This is a genomic window from Halomonas qaidamensis (assembly GCF_025917315.1).
Lineage (GTDB): Bacteria > Pseudomonadota > Gammaproteobacteria > Pseudomonadales > Halomonadaceae > Vreelandella > Vreelandella qaidamensis.
This window is the reverse complement of the sequence record NZ_CP080627.1, coordinates 1,408,704-1,428,743: the sequence shown is the minus strand read 5'-3', so window position 1 is coordinate 1,428,743 and position 20,040 is coordinate 1,408,704. Positions and strand designations below refer to the sequence as shown.

Annotated in this window: 15 protein-coding genes; 3 read left to right on the top strand and 12 right to left on the bottom strand. The window is 53.6% G+C overall.

Annotated features, from left to right (window positions below; genetic code table 11):
• Nucleotides 1–2 precede the first annotated feature (2 nt).
• Both malG and K1Y77_RS06615 read left to right on the top strand, forming a co-directional pair.
• On the top strand, nucleotides 3–893 hold the full coding sequence (gene malG / locus K1Y77_RS06620) for a maltose ABC transporter permease MalG (RefSeq protein ID WP_030069051.1): 891 nt from the start codon (nucleotides 3–5) through the stop codon (nucleotides 891–893).
• 202 nt (nucleotides 894–1,095) lie between these two features.
• On the top strand, nucleotides 1,096–2,583 hold the full coding sequence (locus K1Y77_RS06615; RefSeq protein WP_030069048.1) for a TrkH family potassium uptake protein: 1,488 nt from the start codon (nucleotides 1,096–1,098) through the stop codon (nucleotides 2,581–2,583).
• Nucleotides 2,584–2,599: 16 nt separating this feature from the next.
• Here the strand turns inward: K1Y77_RS06615 and K1Y77_RS06610 are convergent, their stop codons facing one another.
• From K1Y77_RS06610 to kdpF, 6 genes are read right to left on the bottom strand one after another with little or no spacing between them, the layout of a single operon-like run.
• Nucleotides 2,600–3,322 (bottom strand): response regulator, encoded by a 723-nt coding sequence (locus K1Y77_RS06610; protein ID WP_030069046.1) that lies wholly within the window; start codon nucleotides 3,320–3,322, stop codon nucleotides 2,600–2,602.
• On the bottom strand, nucleotides 3,312–5,996 hold the full coding sequence (locus K1Y77_RS06605; RefSeq protein ID WP_264430956.1) for a sensor histidine kinase: 2,685 nt from the start codon (nucleotides 5,994–5,996) through the stop codon (nucleotides 3,312–3,314). Before K1Y77_RS06605 ends, K1Y77_RS06610 begins: the two co-directional genes overlap by 11 nt.
• Before the next feature lie 4 nt (nucleotides 5,997–6,000).
• Complete coding sequence (gene kdpC / locus K1Y77_RS06600; RefSeq protein ID WP_264430955.1) at nucleotides 6,001–6,684, bottom strand: potassium-transporting ATPase subunit KdpC; 684 nt, start codon at nucleotides 6,682–6,684, stop codon at nucleotides 6,001–6,003.
• Between the two features lie 10 nt (nucleotides 6,685–6,694).
• The gene (gene kdpB / locus K1Y77_RS06595; RefSeq protein ID WP_264430952.1) at nucleotides 6,695–8,731 is read right to left on the bottom strand and encodes a potassium-transporting ATPase subunit KdpB; all 2,037 of its coding nucleotides are present in this window, start codon (nucleotides 8,729–8,731) and stop codon (nucleotides 6,695–6,697) included.
• 10 nt (nucleotides 8,732–8,741) lie between these two features.
• Entirely contained in the window at nucleotides 8,742–10,433 is a 1,692-nt protein-coding gene (gene kdpA, locus K1Y77_RS06590) for a potassium-transporting ATPase subunit KdpA (RefSeq protein WP_264430951.1), read from the bottom strand.
• Between the two features lie 9 nt (nucleotides 10,434–10,442).
• Nucleotides 10,443–10,523, bottom strand: coding sequence for a K(+)-transporting ATPase subunit F (gene kdpF, locus K1Y77_RS17385; protein ID WP_083003017.1), 81 nt, complete (start codon nucleotides 10,521–10,523; stop codon nucleotides 10,443–10,445).
• 207 nt (nucleotides 10,524–10,730) lie between these two features.
• Between kdpF and trkA the strand changes: the two genes are divergently transcribed.
• Nucleotides 10,731–12,104, top strand: coding sequence for a Trk system potassium transporter TrkA (gene trkA, locus K1Y77_RS06585; protein ID WP_030069038.1), 1,374 nt, complete (start codon nucleotides 10,731–10,733; stop codon nucleotides 12,102–12,104).
• Nucleotides 12,105–12,175: 71 nt separating this feature from the next.
• Here the strand turns inward: trkA and K1Y77_RS06580 are convergent, their stop codons facing one another.
• The 6 genes from K1Y77_RS06580 to malT all read right to left on the bottom strand — a co-directional run bounded on the left by K1Y77_RS06580 (nucleotide 12,176) and on the right by malT (nucleotide 19,960).
• Nucleotides 12,176–12,898, bottom strand: a complete 723-nt coding sequence (locus tag K1Y77_RS06580; protein ID WP_030069036.1) for an anti-sigma factor — start codon at nucleotides 12,896–12,898, stop codon at nucleotides 12,176–12,178.
• Entirely contained in the window at nucleotides 12,895–13,476 is a 582-nt protein-coding gene (locus K1Y77_RS06575; protein WP_264430946.1) for a sigma-70 family RNA polymerase sigma factor, read from the bottom strand. Before K1Y77_RS06575 ends, K1Y77_RS06580 begins: the two co-directional genes overlap by 4 nt.
• A gap of 167 nt (nucleotides 13,477–13,643) precedes the next feature.
• Entirely contained in the window at nucleotides 13,644–14,168 is a 525-nt protein-coding gene (locus tag K1Y77_RS06570) for a DUF3455 domain-containing protein (RefSeq protein WP_264430944.1), read from the bottom strand.
• Nucleotides 14,169–14,328: 160 nt separating this feature from the next.
• On the bottom strand, nucleotides 14,329–15,444 hold the full coding sequence (gene ugpC, locus K1Y77_RS06565) for a sn-glycerol-3-phosphate ABC transporter ATP-binding protein UgpC (RefSeq protein ID WP_264430942.1): 1,116 nt from the start codon (nucleotides 15,442–15,444) through the stop codon (nucleotides 14,329–14,331).
• Entirely contained in the window at nucleotides 15,432–17,126 is a 1,695-nt protein-coding gene (locus K1Y77_RS06560) for an alpha-amylase family glycosyl hydrolase (RefSeq protein WP_264430940.1), read from the bottom strand. Before K1Y77_RS06560 ends, ugpC begins: the two co-directional genes overlap by 13 nt.
• Nucleotides 17,127–17,254: 128 nt before the next feature.
• A complete protein-coding gene (gene malT / locus K1Y77_RS06555) occupies nucleotides 17,255–19,960 on the bottom strand; it encodes an HTH-type transcriptional regulator MalT (protein ID WP_264430939.1) in 2,706 nt (901 codons plus the stop codon).
• Nucleotides 19,961–20,040 lie beyond the last annotated feature (80 nt).

Below are 20,040 nucleotides of genomic sequence, written 5' to 3'. Positions count from 1 at the left end.
TTATGGCCATGGTTCAACCCCGCTCGGTGGGAGCGCGTCGCTTAGGCGCCCACCTTGCTTTGATCTGCTTTGTTTCGCTAATCGTCTTCCCACTGCTACTGGTGATTTCAATCTCATTTCGCGAGGGTAACTTTGCCTCTGGCAGCTTAATTCCCAACAATTTCTCGTTGGAACACTGGTCACTAGCGCTTGGAATTCCCTGGGAACGCCCAGATGGCAGTATTGTTCAACCGCCCTTTCCCGTACTGTTGTGGCTGTGGAACTCGATAAAAGTGGCGGTGGTGTCTTCCGTACTGATTCTCATGTTAGCCACTACCAGCGCTTATGCCTTTGCACGCATGCGTTTTAAGGGCAAAGAACCGCTTCTGAAAGGCATGCTGATTTTCCAGATGTTCCCAGCCGTGCTGTCACTGGTGGCGCTTTACGCCCTGTTTGACCGACTAGGGCAGTTTGTTGGCTGGTTAGGCATCAACACCCACGGTGCTCTGATTGTGGCATCACTGGGCGCGGTCGCGCTGCATATATGGACCATTAAAGGCTACTTTGAGTCGATTGATGGCTCGCTGGAAGAAGCCGCCATGGTCGACGGCGCCAGCACTTGGCAGGCGTTCCGCTACATCCTGCTGCCGCTGTCGATTCCCATTTTGATGGTGGTTTTCATTCTGGCTTTTGTCATGAGCATTATGGAATACCCCATGGCCTCAGTACTGCTGGTGGATGAGCACAAACTCACTCTAGCGGTAGGTGCCCAACAATACCTTGCCGACCACAACCAACGCTGGGGCAACTTTGCCGCCGCCGCCGTGCTTTCCGGCCTGCCCATTACCGTTGCGTTTTTGATCTGTCAGCGCTGGATTATTGGCGGGTTAACCGCTGGGGGCGTCAAAGGCTAAATTTCTGGATTTAACTACTCAGTACACCACTCCCGCTTCCTCGCTTGAGCACCTTGCTCGTCACCGGCACCATTAATGGGGCCGGTTTTTTTCATCACTAAGTTCATCACTTGAGTATTTTTTTAGAGAAATTTTACGGACTTTTTGTGGTTGCCATGGTGTTATATCGCGATAAACATTAGGGCAATTTAAGAGCGGATCTATGACCATCTTTCCCAGCGGGATTTACTATCGAGACGCTTACCGCAATTGGGCGCAAATTTTTAAAATTATGGCAGTGTTATGGTTAGTGCTTGCCATGTTTATGACGCTGCCATGGATTGTTCTGGTTATTGAAAAAGATCCGGACGCCCCCGCGTTTGGGATGTCTCTTTTAATTATTCTGAGCGCCACGCTTATTACTTGGCTGCTCACCCGCCGTGTTTCGCTGGAACTAAAGCCCTGGCAAATGTTTATATTAACGGCTGGCAGCTGGACCAGCATTAGCTGTTTTGCCAGCCTTCCGCTTATCTTAGGTGCGCCCCAACTTAGTGTCACTAATGCAGTCTTTGAGTCCGTCTCGGCGATTACCACCACCGGGTCAACCATATTATCTGGGATCGAAGATTTATCCGACGGTCTAAAACTGTGGCGAGGCTTAATGCAGTGGATGGGGGGTATCGGCATTATCGTCATGGGCATCGCCATTCTGCCGTTTCTAAAAGTAGGCGGCATGCGGCTATTCCACACTGAATCTTCTGACTGGTCCGATAAAGTAATGCCCCGTACGGGCGGCATTGCGAAAGCGACGCTAAGTATCTACGTGGGGCTGACACTAGTAGCGATGCTGAGCTACTGGGCAGGAGGAATGCACCCTCTAGATGCCGTTGTACATGGAATGACATCGCTGGCGACCGGGGGCTTTGCCAACTCCGACGCATCGTTTGGTGCCTACGCTGAGCAGCCGTGGCTACTATGGATGGGTAGCTTTTTTATGCTCAGTGGTGCGCTACCGTTTGTCTTGTATATTCGCTTTATTCGCACATCCCGCAGCGCACTTTGGAAAGACCAGCAAGTGCGCGGCTTGTTAAAACTGCTGCTAACAGCGATCTTGATTCTCAGCGCGTGGCGTGTTTTACAAGGCGATGATTGGTTTGTCTCACTCACCCATGTCACGTTTAACGTCATTTCAGTCGTGACCACCACTGGCTATGCATCCGACGACTATACCCTGTGGGGTTCACTACCTATCGCGGCGTTTTTCTATCTTACGTTTATGGGTGGCTGTAGCGGCTCTACTAGCGGCGGTATGAAGATTTTCCGGTTCCAAATCGCTATGCTGATGTTGCGTAATCAGTTGCGTTATCTGATTCATGCCAATGGTGTTTTCACAACGCGCTATAACCAGCAGCCGGTGACTAGCGATATTTCTCGTAGCGTCGTGGCCTTTTCTTTCTTCTTCTTTATTACGATTGCAGTGCTTGCGCTGGGCCTTTCAGCGTTGGGTTTGGACTTAGTCACTGCCCTTTCCGGTGCGGCCACTGCGGTGGCGAATGTAGGCCCTGGTCTCGGTGACACCATTGGCCCGGCAGGTAACTTTGCAACCCTACCCGATGCCGCTAAATGGCTACTGTGCATCGGTATGTTAATGGGTCGCCTGGAAATTTTAACGGTCGTGGTACTGCTCACCCCCATGTTCTGGCGACGCTAACATGCTTAGAACGACGCTATGTTCCAGGGCGCAGCGCAGCTTCTACCAATAACCGATACCCGACGCCTGCTTCTGTTTGAAGCAGGGTGGGCGTTTGTGGGTCATCCCCCAGTTTCTGCCTTAGTCGACTGATCACAATCCGCAAGTAGTGCGTATCATCAACATGTGTTGGCCCCCAAATTTCTTTTAACAACTGAGTCTGCGTCACGACACGCCCAGCGTAGCGACACAGGCGCGCTAACACAGCGAACTCTTTTCGAGTTAAATGCACATCTTCTTGCTGTAGTGTGACTCGCCTTAGTTCCAGATCAATCGCTAACCCCTGGCTGACATAGTAACTTGATGTTTGCTCTCCCCTAGCCTTTTGGGCCAAGCGCAATACCGCCCTTATACGCGCCAGTAACTCTTGAATGCCAAAGGGCTTGGTAACGTAATCGTTGGCACCGTTATCCAACGAAAAGACTTTCTCTTCTTCTCGATCACGCACAGATACCACAATAACCGGCACAGTACTGTGTTCACGTATCCCCTGCAGTACTTCATGCCCATCCATATCAGGCAAACCTAAATCGAGCAGTACGACGTCAGGGGCTTGGGTATACACCATGGCTAATGCCTGCTTACCGTTCTCCGCCTCTAAAACCCCATAGCCTTGAGAGGCGAGACTGATACGCAGAAAACGCCGAATCTGCTGCTCATCGTCAACAATCAGAATGCGACCGCTGCCTTCACTCTTCATCACCCCTCCTGATCTCTGCCCCTAACAGTGGCAGCGTAATAATAATCGCAGTGCCTCGCCCACTTTCGCCGGTATCAGCCGTAATAGTGCCGCCGTGAGCACCAATCATGCCACGGCATATGGCTAAACCAAGGCCACTGCCATGGGCACTTCTGTCGCCATCACCACCGCTGTAAAACATATCGAATACCTGCTCGCGCAGCTCGGGAGAAATGCCCGGGCCTTGATCTTCAACAGTAATCACCAACGTCTCGGGGTCACCTTCGTTAAGGTTCGCTTTGATGCTCAACTCACCCCCTGGCGGTGAAAAACGTTGAGCATTATCTAAGACATTCACCAACGCTTGTTCTACCAGCGCAGGGTGGACATAAAGTAGCGGTAACGAAGGAGGCCAAGACTTGCGGACAACGACATGCTTAAGCGACTGGCCCAAGCGCTTAAGCGCTGAGTTAATAACGTCGTCAAACGCTACCCAATCCCGCTCAATTTTTAATGTGCCGTGCCCTAATCGGGTCATATCCAACAAGTTTTGTATGTATCGATTGAGGCGCTCGCTTTCGGACAAAATGCCATCAAGCAACTCACGTTGGTCGCTCTCGCTTAGCTGCGGTTTTAGTTCAATCAATGAACTGGCTGAGCCAATAATAGAAGAGAGCGGTGTCCGTAGGTCATGAGACACCGATGAGAGTAACGCAGAGCGCAGACGTTCATTCTCTTCAGAGACACGGGTTGTGTTCAATTCCGCCACTAAGCGAGTGCGTTCTAACGCCATACTGAGCTGCCGTATTAACGTATCCATTAACGACTCTCGTTCATGGTTGAGCGCTTTTTGGCTTTCCGACAGTTTAAGCGCCAGCATCCCTACTTTTTCTCCCTGCACTGCCAATGGTATTAAACGCCAAGCCTGCTGGCTCAGTGTATCGGTGCCTTGGCCACTGGGCTTTTGATGCTGCCAACTCCACACCGCTGCCTGCTTGGCCGCTATGTCCAATCGCTCTGAATCTGGCAGTGCATGCACAACTCGCACTTCATTCGCGCTTTCGGCGCTTTCAATAAACACCGTGGGCACTGCAAAACACTGCACCAATGTATCAACACCAATTTTTGCTGCACTGGTACTGTCTGTCGCGGTTGATAGCTGTTCGGCATAACGCAACAAAAGCTGAGTTTGATCGCGGCTAGCACGCAGTGCAATTAAACGCTGACGCCCCCTACCCGCAAGCTGCCCAACCACCACGGCAACGAGCAAGAAAAAAACTGCCGTTAGCAACTGCCCACGCTCCACCATGGCAAAGGTGAGACGCGGCTCGGTAAAGAAGAAGTTAAATGCTAAAAAGCTCGCGATGGCGCTGAACATTGCCATCGCGGTACCCGCCCATACCGCACTGAACAGTACGGCCACTAAAAACACTAATGATAAGTTAGCTAGCTCAAGCCAGGGCTCCAGCATGACAGCCACCCCTAGGGATGCCATCACCGCCAAGCTAGCGGCCAGTAACTGGGGAGGATGCAGTTTCCAGCCATGTTGCCATTGATTTGCGCGTTGTTTCACAGCCCCTTTAGCCACTACAACAATATCGAATGCCTCAGCATGTGCCATCAAGCGTTGGGCCAGTGGCCGTGACCATTTCCACCAACGACGCTTCGCTTCGCGACCCACCACAATAGTGGTCGCATTAATTGAGCGTGCATAGTTGAGAATCTCACTTAGCTGGCTATGCCCTTGTAAACGTATTGAATCGCCACCCAGCCGAGCGACCAGGCTGAAGACTTGTTCAACGGCCAGTTGCTGCTGTGGAGAAACACTTCCTTTATCAACATAAACCGCTCGCCATACCGCTAAGCGCCGCTCGGCCATCCGATGAGCCGCGCGAACCAGCGATACGTCGTCTTCACTTCCATTAATGACCACCAACAGATGTGGTCTTACCGGCCAGGGGCCTGCCCTGCCACCAGCATCCATTGCCACCTTCACATCGGCATCTACGCGCTCGGCCATAGTTTGAATCGCCAGCTCACGCAGCGCGTTGAGATTTGATTCATTAAAGTAGCCTTCCATGGCAGCACGGGCCTGCTCGGGTATATAGACTTTGCCACGTCTTAAGCGCTCAAGGAGTTCGTCAGGGGTTAAATCAACAAGCGATACATCGCGGGCACGTTCTAACAGCGCATCGGGCACCGTTTCACGCATGCGAATCCCAGTAATCCGCGCGACATCATCATTCAAACTCTCGAGATGCTGGACGTTAACGGTTGTCCACACATCAATCCCTGCATCCAGCAGCTCTTCAATATCCTGGTAACGACGTGGATGCCGACTGCCGGGGATATTACGGTGGGCAAGCTCGTCCACCAGCAAAATACTGGGACGTCGCGCCAGGGCCGCATCAATATCAAACTCATAGAAGGTTCGGCCATGGTGCTTTAAAGGCGCTAACGGAAGCCGTGCCAACCCATCACACAAGGCTTCGGTATCGGCACGTCCGTGTGACTCCACCACGCCAATTACAATATCTTCACCTTCCTCTGCCCGCTCACGGGCGGTGCGAAGCATGGTGTAGGTTTTACCGACACCGGGCGCGGCTCCCAGAAATACACGCAAACAGCCGCGCGCCTCTCGGCGCGCGGCTTTTAGCAATGTATTGGGATCGGGTCGCTGATCCGCTGAATACATTGGTTTACTCCATGGTGTCTGAAGCCGTCGGGGTGACGGAGGCTGGGGTTAATGGCGCTGCGGTGGTTGATGATACTGGAAAACGATCATCCAAACTGACATTCAGCCGCAACACGTTCACCACCGGCGAGCCCAACCAGCCTGTGTTTTCAAGTGCTTGCTCAATTAGCTCTGTCACAGTAGCTTCGTCGATTCCACGTGCTTGCGCTACTCTTGCAACCTGTAGCTCAGCCGCCTCGGGGGAGATATGTGGGTCGATACCTGACCCAGACGCGGTAATCAGATCGACCGGGATTTGATCGACACTTACGTTTTCGCGTTGAGCAATGGCATTTGCATCTGCCTGGGCACGCTCACGCAGCGATACGTTACTCGGCGCCAAATTAGACCCTGAGACGCCACCAGCGTCATTGCCCGCCGCCGATGGGCGACCAATAAAGTACTCATCACTGACAAACGTTTGGGACACCAAGCTTGACCCGACCACCCGACCAGAAGCGTCTCTAACCAAACTACCTTGGGCCTGCTCGGGGAATAACCAACCGCCCAGTGTTGTGGTAACTAGCGGGTAAATCAGCCCCAGAAGAACAGCCATTACCACCATAAAGCGAAGTGCATGGCCCCAGGAGGCCTTTGCCTGTAGCACATCGTCATTCGCAGCGATCTGGCGTTTCATATCCACATTCATGACGTTTCTCCTAGATAAATAACGCAATCAGCATGTCGAGAAGCTTGATGGCAGGGAATGGCAGCAGCAGCCCACCCAGGCCATAAATCAGCAGATTTCGACGCAATAGCTCCGTTGCCGATGCCGCTTTTACAGACACACCGCGCAAGGCAAAGGGGATCAATGCCGGAATGATTAACGCGTTGAACAGCACCGCCGCTAGCACCGCCGTAGTCGGCGAGTGCAAATTCATCACGTCAAGCACGCCAAGCGCAGGGAAGCTGGCGGCAAACAGTGCGGGCAAAATAACAAAGTATTTAGCCACATCATTCGCCAGCGAGAACGTCGTCAGCGCGCCACGGGTAACCAGCAACTGCTTGCCAATTTCCACCGCACTAATCAGCTTGCCGGGGTCAGAGTCCAGATCCACCATATTGGCCGCTTCACGGGCTGCCTGGGTGCCTGAGTTCATTGCCAACCCTAGATCAGCTTGAGCAAGAGCGGGAGCATCGTTAGTACCATCACCCACCATGGCAACCAAGCGACCACTGGCCTGCTCTTCGCGAATCAACGCTAGCTTGCGCTCTGGCGTGGCTTCGGCAATGTAGTCGTCCACGCCTGCCGTCGCGGCAATAGCCGACGCCGTAATCGGGTTGTCGCCCGTGATCATTACGGTTTTGATACCCATGGCACGCAGTTCAGCAAACTTCTCCGCGATACCGCTTTTAATCACATCAGACAGCGCCACCACGCCCAAAATCTGTTTGCCTTCTGCCACCGCAATAGGGGTTGCACCATCCCGTGAGATACGTGCAATGACCTGCTCGTAATCGCTGGGTATGTCACCGCCCTGGGCCTTAACCCACTCCGCAATAGCATTCGGAGCCCCCTTGCGCAGCTTTTTACCGCTGGTGAGATCAACGCCTGACAGGCGTGTTTCCGCACTGAACGCTTCAAAAGTTGCACCATCGGCTTCTTCACTAAGCTGGACGTCGACGCCCTGCTCAGTGGCTAACTCCACAATTGAACGACCTTCCGGCGTAGGGTCTTCCAGGGACGTTAAAAACGCCACGTCACGAACTCGTTGACGCAGAACCTGTTGGCAAGGAGCAAACTCCGTCGCACGACGATCGCCAAGCGTTATCGTGCCGGTTTTGTCCAGCAGCAAGGTGTCGATGCTGCCAGCAATCTCGACGGCCTTACCGGATTTAGCCACCAGGTTAGCCCGCATAGCGCGCTCCATACCCGCAATACCGATAGCAGGTAAGAGGCCACCAATGGTGGTAGGAATCAAACAAACCAACAACGCCACGAGCATAACCGTAGAGGTTTCAACGCCCACGAAAGCCGCCATGGGAACCAGCGTGACCACCACGATCAAAAACACCAGCGTTAGCATTGCCAAGAGTACCGATAGCGCCAGTTCGGAAGGTGTCTTCTGACGGTTGGCGCCTTCTACCAGGGCAATCATGCGATCTAACAACGATTCGCCAGGGTTAGCGCTGACCTCAATAATCAGATGATCCGACAGCACTTTGGTCCCGGCACTGACACCGCTGTTATCTGTGCCCGCTTCACGCAATACGGGGGCAGATTCACCGGTGACAGCCGACTCATTGATCGAGGCAGCCCCTTCAACGATATCGCCATCGGCGGGAATCAGCTCCCCCGCGACAACTTTCACACGATCGCCTTTGCGAAGAGAGTCGGCCGTCACATTACTCGTCGTACCATCAGCATTCAGCTTAACCGCCTTCAGCTCTCCCTTGGTTTTACGCAACGCCCCAGCGTGGGCTTTACCACGTGACTCTGCCAACGACTCGGCCCCCGTGGCGAACAGAACGGTAGCCAGCAACAACAACGCGATGGCCAATGCAAAGCCGCCATTTTCTCCCTGGGCGAAAGCAACTGGCGTCAGCCCAAAGCACACGACGGTACCAATAGCGACCACTGCCATCACCGGGTTGCGCGCGAGTTGACGAGGCGCAAGTCCTTTCACAGCCCCAGCGACGACCTGGCCAATGGGTAGCGGACGACGCGGCGGTTTAGCAAGCTCAGTATGTGACATCTCGTTTCTCCTAGAAGCCTTGCGTCACGGCTTCAGCAATCGGGCCAAGCACTAACGCCGGTAAGAAGCCCAGCAAGTTAACAATTACAATCACACCGGCGGTCAATCCCATAAATGCCGGGCTATCCATCGGTAAGGTGCCGCGTCCTGCGGGTGCAGTGCGCTTCGCTGCCAGCCATCCGGCCACCGCTAATGGCACCAACATTGGCAGGAATCGGCCGACCATCAGTGCAATAACACAGGCGAGGTTCCACCACGGCGTATCATCGCCAAGCCCTTCAAAACCAGAGCCGTTATTGGCAAAGGCAGAGGTAAATTCGTAAAGCACTTGGGATAGTCCGTGGAAACCAGGGTTTGAGGTTCCAGCAGCGCTAGGCATCGCTACGGTAAGCGCGGAAAGACCAAGAATGACTAACGGCTGCGCCAGGATTGCTAGCGAGATCCAACGCATTTCACGGGTTTCAAGCGGTTTGCCAAACAACTCTGGCGCTCTACCGACCATCAATGAGCCAACAAAAGCCGCCAACATCAGATATAGAAAGAAGCCAATAAGCCCAACACCTACGCCGCCAAAGGTGACGTTCACAAACATATCCATCAACACCATCATGCCGCCCATGGGGTTAAAGCTGTCGTGCATGGCGTTAACGGAGCCGTTCGATGTTTGTGTTGTCCAGCTGCCCCATAAAGCGGAAAGATCGGTACCAAAACGCAGTTCTTTGCCTTCCAAATTAGCGCCGGGCTGAGAAAGCTCGGAAAGGGCAGCATTCGGCATACGTTCCGAAGAGACCACTACAGAGGTGGAAATCAGCGAGAACGTCAGCATCACAGCACCAATGCCCATCATTAATCGGCGTCGGCCACTAATAAGTGCAATGGCAATCAGTAATGCGAAGGGAATGATCGTCAGGGAAGCAGTTTCAATCACATTGGCCAACGGCGTTGGGTTTTCAAGCGGAACGCTAGAGTTTGGCCCGTACCAGCCACCACCATTGGTGCCCAGCTGCTTGATCGCGACCATAGATGCAACCGGCCCTAAGGGAATCGACTGCACTTCTTCCACTTGCGAGTCCAGCATTTCCACTTGATGCGCCGCTTGGTAGCTGGAAGGCACTCCTTGCGAGGTCAGCAACAGCGCCACCACTGCTGCCAGCGGCAACATCACGCGCACCACTGTACGGGTCAAGTCATGGTAGTAATTACCAACCCCTTTTAACGCTCCCGCAGGCCGAGCGACAAGCAAGGTACGGGCTATTGCGACCAGTACAGCGAGCCCCGTGGCAGGTGTTAAAAACTGCAGCGTTACAATGGCAAAGGTTTGACTCAGATGGGAGAGCTGCGCCTGGCCCGAGTAGTGCTGCTGGTTAGTGTTGGTGGCAAATGATACCGCTGTGTGGAGCGCAGTATCCCACTTCATGCCGGGTATGCCATCAGGATTCAGGGGCAGCAAGCCCTGACACATAAACACCAACCATGCCAGCAGTATCAAGCCTACATGCAGCTTCAAAATGGCTAGCGCATAGACTTGCCACGTCATCACGCTTTGACTATTAACGCCTGCTAATCGATAAATAGGCGTCTCTATCACTCTGAATAGCGTGTCTATTTGACTTGGCTGGGTACTTAGCGCGCGGGCGATATATATCCCCAATGGCACACCAAGTAATGCCACGATGGCATAAATGGCGATCATGTCGTTCATGGCAATCTCCTAAAAACGCTCGGGGCAAACTAGCGCGTAAAACAAGTACGCCGCTGTGCCGGTCGCGATTATCAACAGTGCAATATTCATCGAAGTGCCTCCTTTGATTGGCACCTTGAGCTTAGAGATTGCCTGCGTAAAAAATCGATGGCGTTTAAGGCGTTAGCCGTCAAAAAGGTGTAAAAAAATGAGCTTTTGGCTAATTAAGAGGGCTTCCGATCCTTGCTACACTCGACAGCCTCCCTATAGATAGGTGACTATCTTCAGTGACATGTCGCCAGAGTGATCTAACCACCGATGAAGATTATTATTTTGGGTGCCGGCCAAGTCGGTGCCACCCTGGCAGAGCACCTTGCCCGCGAAGAAAATGACATCACCGTTGTTGATACCGACGGTGCGAAACTGCGCGAACTGCACACCAAACTGGATATTCGCACCGTGACAGGCGCAGCTTCTTATCCTATTGTGCTGCGCCAAGCAGGCTGTGAAGATGCCGATATGTTGATTGCGGTGACCAACACCGACGAAGTCAATATGATCGCCTGCCAAGTCGCCCACACGCTATTTCGTACCCCCACCAAAATTGCCCGCGTACGCTCAACCGCCTACCTCACCCGTAAAGGGTTATTCGCCCACGAAGCGATTCCTATTGATGTACTGATCAGCCCTGAACAAGTGGTCACGGATCATGTGCGCCGCCTGATTGAGCACCCCGGTGCGTTGCAGGTGTTAGAGTTTGCCGGTGGTTTGGTGCAGTTGGTGGCGGTCAAGGCGTTCTACGGTGGCCCACTAGTAGGGCAAGATTTAGCCTTTTTAGCCAAGCACATGCCCAATGTGGAAACACGCGTCGCCGCGATTTACCGCCGCAATCGGCCGATCATTCCCCGTGGCGATACAGTGATTGAAGCCGACGACGAAGTGTTTTTCCTGGCGGCACGGCGCGATATTCGCGCGGTAATGAGCGAACTACGCCGCGTTGAACGGGATTTTCGGCGGGTGGTGATTGCCGGTGGGGGCAATATCGGTGAACGCTTGGCCGAACACCTGGAGCATAGCCATCAGGTCAAAATTATCGAGCACAGTTTAGAGCGCTGTACCGCACTTTCCGAACGGCTTGACCGTACAGTGGTACTTCACGGCAGTGCTACCAGCAAGCGGCTGCTGGAAGAAGAGAACATCGAAGAGTGCGATATCTTTTGTGCTCTGACCAACGACGACGAGGTTAATATTATGTCGTCGCTGCTGGCCAAACGCTTGGGTGCCAAAAAGGTACTGACGCTGATTAACAACGCTGCCTACGTAGATTTGGTTCAGGGGGGCGAAATCGATATCGCCATTTCGCCCCAGCAAGCGACCATCGGCAGCCTGCTTACCCACGTTCGCCGTGGCGATATCGTTAACGTCCATTCGCTTCGCCGTGGCGCGGCGGAAGCTATTGAAGCTATCGCCCACGGTGACAAGCAGTCGTCCAAGGTCGTGGGCCGTACCATAGCTGAAATCAATTTGCCTGAAGGCACCACCATAGGTGCCATTGTACGAGGCAAAGAGGTCATCATTGGCCATGGGGATGTGATGGTCGAGAGCGGCGACCACGTAATTCTGTTTGTGATCGATAAGCGGCGCATCCGTGACGTGGAACGCCTATTCCAAGTCGGTTTAACGTTTTTTTAAGCTACTCGGAACTCGCCTCTGATGTGGTTAGCATCGTTAATAACACTTAGCATCGTTAATAACACTATGCGTTAAATCTCCACCGCGCGGCCGATAAACTCAATCGGGCCAGTCGGTAGACCGGTGGGCGAACCGGTGTCATCCTCTAGCGTGAGTTCAAAGAGCTGGTTATCTTCAAGCGGCGGTAACTGGTCTAAACGCAGGCGCAGCGGTTGCCCTGGCTGTACTAGGCCAAGTGAAACTGGCGCTTGCCAATCATCCGCCTTGGTCCAGAACTCCAGTGCTTTTCCTTCGGGCACTTCAAAAGTGCCCAACGGGATCAGTTGAATCTCTTGACGGTTGGCAGCCTGCACCACCCACCCTGCTGATTGAGTTTGCGGCGCTAACAGCACCACCATATATTCTGGCGTTGCTGGTTCAGTGGAGACATTGGTCAACAACACACCCATCGTCACGGCGGCAGCTAAACCAAGGCCGGTAGCGGCGCGCCAAAATGGTAGGCTATGCACCAAGCGGCGAGGCGTTGTGACAGCCCTTGAAACACGCGCTGATCTTTTCGATGCGGCTTGCATGCTGCGCTCAATGCGCGGCCATAAATAATCTGATGGGGTAACAGGATCAACGATCGCGGTGTAGGGGAAAAACTGCTCTTCCCAGTCAGCTACGATGGTTTGTAATTGTGGGTCGTTGGCTAAGCGTGCCTCAAAGGCTTCTCGCTCAGCGATGGGTAACGAACCTAGTACGTACTCTCCTGCAAGTGCATGAAGGTCATCGTTTTCGTTGGAACGCGTCATGACATACACTCCCGCAGGCGAAGCAAACTTCGCTTAATCCAGGCTTTAACAGTGCCTAGCGGCGCGCCAGTGTGTGCAGAAATTTCGGCATGACTTAACCCATCCACGTAGGCATGTAGCACACAGTTTCGGCGCTCGGTTTCCAATTGCTGCAAGCACTCATCCATCTGCTGGCCAGTCTGCCAGTCAAAGGCCTCCGCCGTCGTCGATAATGACTGTTGGTAGGTGTCATCATCGGCTAGCTCACCTGGGTCGTTGATATCTACCCTGACTTCTCGGTCGCACTGACGGATAGCATTTAATGCTAAGTGGCGGGCAATACTGAATATCCAGGTGCGGGCAGAGCCCCGTTTGGGGTCAAAACTATCGGCACGCTGCCAAATGTTCAGGCAAGCATCGTGAACAATATCCTCAGCCATACCGCGGTCTTTCACGATACGCATGACAACCCCAAGCAGTCGGGCACCCTCTTGACGATAAAGCTGCTGCAGTGCCACTTGCTCACCACGGGCACAGCGCGCAAGTGCATCAGCATAATCAAAGTCGTTAGTTATCGTAGATACGCCTATATCAGACACATGCTAGCTCCCTGGTGACGCGTCGAGCCTGTCGCCGCGCTTTCCCAGCAAGCATAGCGGCTAGAGACTCGCGAGACGAGCCTCTAGCCTTACTTAGATGTGTTTCTTGAGAAAATTTTTGCTTAGCAACGGTATTGATATTAACTAAGCAATTAAAGGACTTAGTCTTAGTTAGCTGTCCAGAAAATATAGTCTGCCTGATAAGTTACAACTGCGGTGGCACCTTCATGGCCGTCATCACAAGCCACATCTGGTGCAACACCGCCCTGAGTATTCAGGCGTTGAATATAGCTAACGCCAGTCATTGCGCCCTCACCTTCCGCAGGATTGGCTTCAACGAGCTGCAACGGGATATTGCCATCACCATTCGCGGCAGTTGCCAGCTGAGTGCCGGTTATTTTAGAGCCATCCAATGCTTCCCAGGTAGCAGGCGGGCCGTAGTAGCTGCCAACTTGAGCCCCATCACTACCGTTCAGCGCCGCGTGTGGGCCTTTGAATACCCAGCCCATAGTACCGTCGTCTTTGGCTTCACACATGTAGGTAATCGCGCCCACGCCGACTGTTTCCAGGGCGACGGTATTGCCGTCGGGCACTTGAACGTCGGCAGGCGTCATATCGGCCAGCGCAACGTGACTGAAGGATGCAATCAAGGTAGCGGCGAGTGCTGCACGCGTAAGAGGTTGGATAGTCATTTTCAGTCTCCTTGGGTTTTGTATCAACCACTGCAAAGTGTGGCTGTATAGGGGATACACACGAGGAGACGTTTTGGATGCACTCTTTTTAGAAAATAATTAAGAAAAAAGCGCCTAAAAAATTTGAGGCGCTTTTTATATATATAAATCAGTTGATTATCTACTGACTAACGCCATCTACTTCAACCTGCCGGGGGCAAGCATTACCGTGCTGATCAAACAGATGGCAGTGCTGGCCTGCAAGCCCCAAGCGTACATGTTGGCCCTCTTCTAGGCGAGTCAAGCCATCTAAACGCTGGGTAAGTGGGACGTCGATGCCTGCTACCTGCCAATGCGCCAGCGTTTCGTAGCCCAACTTTTCCGCCACCATCAAGCTCGCATTCAGCGTGGCTTCTGCCTGCTCGGCTGCGACAAAATCTTCTGCCCGCAGCCCAAGCGTTGCGCTATCTCCTGACTGAAGGTGCTTGCCATCAACCGCTACTGTCAACGTGTCACCACTATGCAGGCGCACTACTGTTTGGCGCTCGCCTGGGTCTACCACCGTGACGGTAAAAGTATTAATCCGTGGCGAGCCTATAAACTCGGCCACTTCAAGGGTTTTAGGGAAGTGGTAAAGCGAAAGCGGCGCGCCGACCTGGGCGATACGGCCACGGGAAAGCAGCACAATACGGTCAGCCAAAGTCATTGCTTCCACTTGATCGTGGGTCACGTAGATCATGGTAGCGTTCAAACGCTTATGCAGGGCCGCAATTTGCACCCGCATATCCACCCGCAGCGCGGCATCCAGATTAGAGAGCGGCTCATCGAACAAAAAAACCGCGGGCTCTTTTACCAAGGTACGGCCAATCGCTACCCGCTGACGCTGGCCACCTGAAAGATCTTTAGGTTTGCGTTCAAGCAGTTCAGTTAAGTGCAGCATTTCCGCAGCGTGTTGTACACGACGACGAATTTCGGCTTTATCAGTACGCGCCAGCTTTAAGCCAAAGGCCATGTTTTCTGCCACGCTCATATGCGGGTAAAGCGCATAGGACTGGAAGACCATGCCTATATCCCGCTCCTGGGGAGGAATCTCATTGATCCGCTGACCATCAAGTTGCATATCACCTTCGGTGATATCTTCCAGACCCGCAATCATACGCAGCAGGGTGGATTTTCCGCAGCCAGAGGGGCCAACGAAGACAACAAACTCGCCATCTTCGATCGTAAGATCGATATCCCGAGAGATTTCCACACCGTCAAAGGATTTACCAATGCCGCTAAGCGTTAAACGTCCCATGGCGCGTCTTCCTCGGTTTGTGAGCACTGGGCAATCGCCACGCCATAGGGCGGAAGAGACAGTTGCGGCAGCGTTAACTGGCCACCCCGCCATACGCCGTTTAGCCAGGCAGGCGAACCCTTAATAGATTCAGCGCTCTCAGGAACCATGCGAGTGACGGTTCGATCGCTAAAGTTTAGCGCAATCAACAACCGTGTTTGTTGATAAGTGCGCTCTAAACAGAGTACATCGTCACGCACGGCATGATAGCGCACGTCGCCTTTTACTAGCGCAGGCAGGATACGGCGGAACGCCAAAAACTCGCGATAAGCATTGAGCAACGAACCGGCATCGCTATCTTGCTGGTCAACGGCGAGGCTGGCATGAGACTCGGGCACTGGCAGCCAGGGCGTGACGTTACTAAAGCCAGCATGTGGTGCGTCAGCTTGCCAGGGGTGTGGCGTTCGGCAGCCGTCGCGGCCTTTATAGGTAGGCCAAAAGGTAATGCCCGCCGGGTCAACCAACTGCTCAAACGTCAGTTCAGCTTCAGGCAAGCCAAGTTCTTCGCCTTGATAGAGGCACACACTGCCCCGCTGGGTAAGCAAGAACACCATATAAAGCCGCAGCTTATCCAGCTGCCCTTCGGCCTGCCAGCGAGTGGCAAGACGGGTAACATCGTGATTTCCTAGCGCCCAGCAGGGCCAACCGTCGCCAATGCGTGCTTCCATTTCGGTGAGCGTTTTATGCAAATAACCAGGGTCGGATTTGTCGGTAAGCAGGTTGAACGAGTAGCACATGTGCAGGCGATTCCCACCTTGGGAGTATTCCGCCATCACTCCCAGGGCGTCATCGTCACCAACTTCTCCTACGCTCATCGAGCCTGGGTACTCGTCTAACAAGCCGCGCAGGCGCTCTAAAAACACCACGTTTTCTGGCTGGGTTTTATCGTACTGGTGCAGCTGGTAGCCATAAGGGTTGTCCGGGCGAACACCTAAAAAGCTTTCGGTTACTTCTGCGCGCGGAGGATTATCCTTAAGCTCGCCATGGGTGCAGAAGTTCACCGCATCAAGACGGAAGCCGTCGACCCCGCGCTCTAACCAAAAGCGCGCTTCTTCCAGAATGGCATCCACCACGGCGGGAGTGCGGAAATTCAGATCCGGCTGGCTGGCCAGGAAGTTATGCAGATAGTACTGACAACGGCGTGTATCCCACTGCCAGGCGCTGCCACCAAACACCGACTGCCAGTTGGTCGGCGGCGCACCATCAGGCTTAGGGTCGGCCCACACATACCAGTCAGCTTTGGGGTTATCACGGCTTTGTCGGCTCTCTTCAAACCAGGCGTGCTGGTCTGAGGTGTGCGACATCACTTGGTCGATGGTTACCTTCAGCCCTCGCACATGAGCGGCTTCTATCAGTCGGTCAAAGTCTTCCAGAGTGCCAAACATCGGATCGATACCGCGATAATCGCTAATATCGTAGCCAAAATCTTTCATCGGCGATGTAAAAAATGGCGACAACCAAATCGCATCGACATTAAGCGAGGCAATGTAATCGAGCTTGTCAATTACCCCTTTTAAATCACCAATGCCGTCGCCACGACTGTCTAAAAAGCTACGCGGATAGATTTGATAAATCACGGCACCGCGCCACCAGTCAGCGCCTTGGCTGCCAACGTAGTGGGAAGTTGAAGGCATCTGCATCATCGTATTGTCCTTTTAATGGCCTGTTGCTTGCCATCATGCAGGCTGAACCTCGATATAAAATCATCCCCCTATGGATTGACCAGGCGTAGGCGTTAGGAGTAGCCACTAGCGCCGACCATAAACCTTCTTTACTCTCCTTGAATATGCGCCAGTAATTGCCCCGCCAGCGCAATAGCTTCATCACGTCGGCGAATATTCTGTTTTTGATAAAGACTGCGGATATGCGTTTTGATGGTGGTCGGTGCCACCGATAGCTGTTCGGCGATCTGCTCATTCGAGAGTCCAGCATGAATCAGACCCAAGATTTGCCACTCTCGTCGAGTCAGTGGCGACGTTCGGATAAGCTCAGGCACATCGGGCCGTGCCACAATGTTGGCAATCACTGTCTCGTCCAACATCAAGCGGCGGGCACTGCCAAAATCCTTTTGGCGGATGGCTAAGGTCAACAGCCGTTCCGCACGCGCCTGCTCAAGGGGGGCTAAGGTATTACTTGCTAATAACGTCGACAGCAGCTCCCCCAGCGGTTTCCCTAAGCGTAAAAAGCTGCCCACCAACGCGGTGCGGGAAGCCAAACCGAGTGCCTGCTGCATATGGTGACTTGCCTGGACGACTTGACCTTGATGCCAAGCCACCGCCGCTAAGCACAGCTGATTGCGATTCGCGTCGGTCACTAATCCCAGTCGCTGGGTGTGGGCTTCAAGGGCATCCAGCAGTTCGCGGGCCTCTTCGTAGCGCCCCAATAGTGTTAATGCACGGGCATGGTTCCGCACGTTGCACTGGGAAAAATGATTGGTGGCATGTTCAGCAATGGGGTCTGGCGCTTCTTGGCGCCAACGCTCAACCGCATCCATATCGTGTGTCGATTGCCACCACGCCAACAGCGTTGCATGGGCATTGGCTACCCAGTCAATGTGATAATCGCCTTCTGAGAGAATTTTGCGAAGCCTACGAATATGGTCAGCACACTGCGCTTGGTCTCCCCGGCTCTGGGCGACTTTAGCGAGCTGAATATGGCACTGAAGCGTCCAGCGCTCGCCTTGATTGTCTAACACCGCAATACCTTTCAACGCGGCTTGCTCGGCTTCATCTAACCGATGCCACTCCCAAAGCACCTGGCTGCGAATGCGGTACAAAAACTCCGCAACCGGTAAATGTTCAAGTTCGGCGCGCTCTAGATGTGCAAAGGCGCGCTCTTGAATATCGTAGGCGGCCTGCAAGCGACCTTGAGCCACCAGTGCTTCCGACTGATGACAAAACGACCACAGCAGTCGTTGATGATCGCCAACCTGCCGCGCTTGTCGCTCTACCTCACGCACCCGCTGCAGCGACTCCTCTAAATAGCCTTGTACAAAGCGCGCTTCGCTGAGAATAGCCGTTGCCGTCAACGGCGTTGACGCTAAGTAACGTGCAGGCACCGCAAGTGCCTGCTCAGCAAGTGGCGCTGCGCGCTCAGCGTTACCATGATTAATCGCCAATTGGGCACGTAACGTGGCAAATTCAGCGTTCAACGCCTGCCATTCGGGCTCATCCAGCTGTGCCTCGATCCATCCGATCACCCGTGCTGTCACATCAAACTGAAATTGCCCATGAGATACCCAGCCATAGAGCAGCGTATGCTCTGGACTTTTTGAAAGCTTCGGTTCGCCCAACAGCGCAAAACCTTGCGCTAATAACGCATAGGCCCCACTAGCTAATAAGGCAGGGCCCTGCGCAGTCAATAAGCTGGCAACGTCCTCTTGCTCCTCGGCTAAAATTGCCTGTCGTAACGCCATGACCGGATCATTTAGCGCTAACCACGCCTGACTTGCACGCTGGTGCAGTCTTCGCTGAGTAGATAAATTAAGCTCGTGTCGGCGGTGTCGAAGATACTCGCCAAATAGCCGCTGGAAGCGGAACCACTGGGCATGAGGGTCGGGGCGTTCAATAAAGAGTCCCGCTTGTTCAAACGCTTCTAAACGCTGAGTTAGCCGCTCTCCTTCCAAAAGGCGCGCCATTAGTTCGGGCGAAAAACGCTCTAACACCCCCAACTGAAGCATTAATTCGCGCTCTTCAGAGGGAAGTGCAGCGGCTAGCAGCTCATCAAACCAAGCGACAAAATCAGGATGCGCGCCGCTTAAACGCTCGACCAGCGCATCAAATCCCGCACGCGTGGTGGTTCGCTCAACCAGCCAGTTAAGCGCCAAAATCCAGCCACCGCTTTTACGCAACGCGCGTTCAAGGCTTACTCGGGTGGGCGGAAAACTTAGCTGTTCGGCACACAGGGTATGTGCTTCTTCGCTGTCAAAGGCCAACCCATGAAGGTCGATTTCTTCAAGCTCCCCCCTCAATCGCAGGCTCGCCAAACCAAGCGCTGGTCGCGAGCGGCTCGCCAGTGTCAAGGTCAACCAGGGCGGCTGATGACGTAGCCAGTGAGCGACGCCAGCCAAAATATCGGGATGGGTCAAGTGTTCAAACTCATCTACAACGAAACGACACGGGGAACGCTGCTCGGGTAACTCGCCCAGCCAACGCTCAAGCTGCTCAATGCAGTCAGTATTGTCAGCCATGGGCGAAAGCACATAGGTGTCATCGAGCAGTTTGTGCAACGCTGCCCGCCAGTAGGTTAGAAAACGTGCTGGTTGGTTATCACGCTGATCCAATCGAAGCCAGGCGGCCTCCTGCTCCAGCGCAGGCAACCGCTCGGCCAATAGTGCCGTTTTGCCGTATCCGGAAGGTGCCTGAATCAGCAGCAGCCGCACTCGATCATTTAAAGTGAAATAATCATTAAGCCGAGGCCGGGCCACCACACTAATCGGCAACGGCGGTGCCTTTAGCTTTTCTTTAAGTAACGACATCAGCGCCTCCCGATATCAGTGATTTACATAACAAAAAGCCCGCGACACGTCGCGGGCAATCAGCATTGGAGAAACAGTTT